This window comes from Chitinophaga sp., assembly GCF_036569125.1.
Taxonomy (GTDB): Bacteria; Bacteroidota; Bacteroidia; order Chitinophagales; family Chitinophagaceae; genus Chitinophaga.
In genome coordinates this window covers 1-2,584 of sequence record NZ_DATCRF010000341.1, presented here as the reverse complement: position 1 = coordinate 2,584, position 2,584 = coordinate 1, and the positions used below count along the sequence as shown (strand labels likewise).

The 2,584-nt window shown below is 48.9% G+C and carries 3 protein-coding genes; all 3 read right to left on the bottom strand.

Going from position 1 to position 2,584, the window contains the following annotated elements; genetic code table 11:
* On the bottom strand, positions 1-920 hold a 920-nt coding region (locus VIM87_RS12560), incomplete at its 3' end, for an L-aspartate oxidase (RefSeq protein ID WP_331997329.1).
* A 98-nt stretch (positions 921-1,018) separates the two neighbouring features.
* Positions 1,019-1,693 (bottom strand): lysoplasmalogenase, encoded by a 675-nt coding sequence (locus VIM87_RS12555; RefSeq protein WP_331997328.1) that lies wholly within the window; start codon positions 1,691-1,693, stop codon positions 1,019-1,021.
* 50 nt (positions 1,694-1,743) lie between these two features.
* Positions 1,744-2,584, bottom strand: an 841-nt coding sequence (locus tag VIM87_RS12550; protein WP_331997327.1) for a sensor histidine kinase, incomplete at its 5' end; no start/stop codon positions are given.

Sequence of the window (2,584 nt, the reverse complement as noted above, 5' to 3'; positions counted from 1 at the left end):
TCCGTACCGGTTATCTTCATTTCACTGTCTATGGCCCGGGCTACAATATCGCGCGGGGCCAGGGAAAGGCGGGGATCATACTTATGCATGAACTCTTCTCCGTATATGTTCCGCAATATGCCGCCATCGCCACGCACCGCTTCCGTGATCAGGAAAGAGTTGTTAACCCCCGGCTGGTCCAGCGCAGTAGGGTGGAATTGTATGAACTCCATATTCTCTATACGGCCTTTGGCGCGGTATACCATGGCCACGCCGTCGCCGGTGGCAATAGAGGGGTTGGTGGTGCTGCGGTACACCTGCCCGTTACCGCCGGTAGCCAGCAGGGTTACCCGGCTCAGGATCTTTTCGATCTGCTTGGTTTGCAGGTTTAATACATATACGCCGTAACACTCAATATCAGGAGTGCTTTTGGTAACCAGGTAGCCCAGGTGGTGCTGGGTAATTAAGTCTACCACAAAGCAATGGGTAACCAGCTCTATGTTGGATTTTTTATGAATAGCGCTTAGCAGCGCCCGTTCAATTTCTTTGCCGGTAACATCTTTATGATGGATCACGCGGAACTCAGAGTGCCCGCCTTCCCGGCCCAGGGAGTATTCGCCATCGGGATTTTTATCAAAGTTGGCGCCCCACTCAATAATTTCGTGTACCCGTTCCGGTCCCTCTTTTACTACTATCTCCACAATGTGCTGATTACACAGGCCATCGCCGGCAATAAGCGTATCTTCTATATGTTTTTCAAAGCTGTCGTTCTCCAGGTCATTTACCACGGCTACCCCGCCCTGCGCGTATTTGGTATTGGTTTCATCTTCCTGCGTTTTGGTAATGATGGTGATCTTTTTATCCGGATAATATTCTGCTACTTTTAACGCATAGGTAAGTCCTGCAATACCCGATCCAATCACTAAGAAGTCTGTTTGCATAAACCAGTCTGATTTTAGATTTACGATGTACGATCTTAGATTTTAAAACCCGTGGCTTAGGAGATCGTAAATCTAAAATCTAAAATCGTAAATCAAATTTACGCTTTAACGCGTGAATTCAAATACCTGGTGCTGCCTTCTATCAAAGCCCATTGTGCCAGGCCATAGGTGAACATGATAAGCACACTGGCTGCCGGAAAATCGTGGTAAAAGCGCTGCAGGGCTATCATGGCATCCGAGCAAATGAAAAGCAGGGCGCCGGCAATGCAATACCAGCCCATAGGCTGTTCCCCGAAGCGGAAAGCGTGCATAACACATAATAAGGTAAAGGAAATAGTGCTGGCGTAAACTATAACGGGCACGCGCATACTACCCAGGTAAGGGAACATAAAGAACAGGAAGGCTATCACTGCTGCTTCTGATAAAAAAATGAACAGGTACTTGCACAGGGGCAGGGGATAGTTGGTGTACCGTACTTTCAGAAAAAAGCCGATGTAGGCCAGGTGAGCCAGCAGAAAGCAGCCCAGGCCGGGTAAAAAGTAAGCCGGCCACAGTAAAAAAATATCTCCCGCCCAGGAAAAAAAGAGCGCAGCCAGTAAAAAATTACGGAAAACAGCCGGCCGCAAATGGTTAATACGCGCCAGCAAATAAACGCCCAGCAATACCATCAGCAGGGGTTTGGTAACAAATCGAACTGCATCTGCCTGCAGCATAATGGCAACAAGATCGGCCAGCAGCAGAATGAAATAAAACACGGGCCAGCGTGGATTCATACAGTGGTGGTTATCAGTGAGGTGTTAGTACAGCATCTAATATAATAAAACTATACCACTCCCAGCACAATGGAAAAGGTGGTGCCTTCTTCATTGCTGCTGTTCACTTTCAGCTGCCCGCCATGTGACTGAATGATCTGCTGGGAAAGGCTTAGCCCAATGCCGCTGCCTTTTTTCTTGGTGGTATAAAAGGGGATGAAGATCTTATTCAGCGCATCGGCATCAATACCGGGACCGTTGTCAATAATGGCAATACATACCTGCTGGGGATTGCTCATGTAGGTTTTAACATGAATATCCGCTGCAGCAGTATGCTCCAGCGCATCCATCGCGTTCTTGATAAGGTTAATGAGCACCATTTGCAGCTGGGCAATATCTGCATGTATATAGGCATCATCTGCTTCGGGGGTATATTGGTAATGCACGCCGGCCTGCCGCAGCTCCGGCAGCAACAGGTTGCTAACGGAGGTAATAAGCGCTTTCAGGTTCACATCGGTGAACTGTGGTTTGGGCAGGGTCGTATAATCGCGATAAGCGTTCACAAAGTTCATAATGCCTTTGCTGCGGCTTTCTACGGTTTGCAGCGCTTCCTGCAGGTCGGCTATGGCTTCCGGCTGCTGGGTATAGGGTGCAATATCCTGCTCCACTATTTCCTGCATGGTGCCAATAAGGGATACAATGGGCGTAACGGAGTTCATGATCTCGTGCCGCAAGATCTTGGTAAGGTTTTGCCAGGCTTCCAGCTCCTTTTCCTGCAGCTCCGTATGAATGTTTTGTATGCTGATAAGCTTTACCAGCCTGCCTTGCAGGCGAATGGTGGCAGCGTGTATAGATAGCTGTTGCTCCTGGCGGGTGCGGTACAGGATCTTATTGCCGGAGCGTAGCTGTAGC

Bases quoted from the DNA above. Each gene is read 5' to 3' on its own strand.
- VIM87_RS12555 (WP_331997328.1), bottom strand. From the start codon at position 1,693: ATGAATCCACGCTGGCCCGTGTTTTATTTCATTCTGCTGCTGGCCGAT.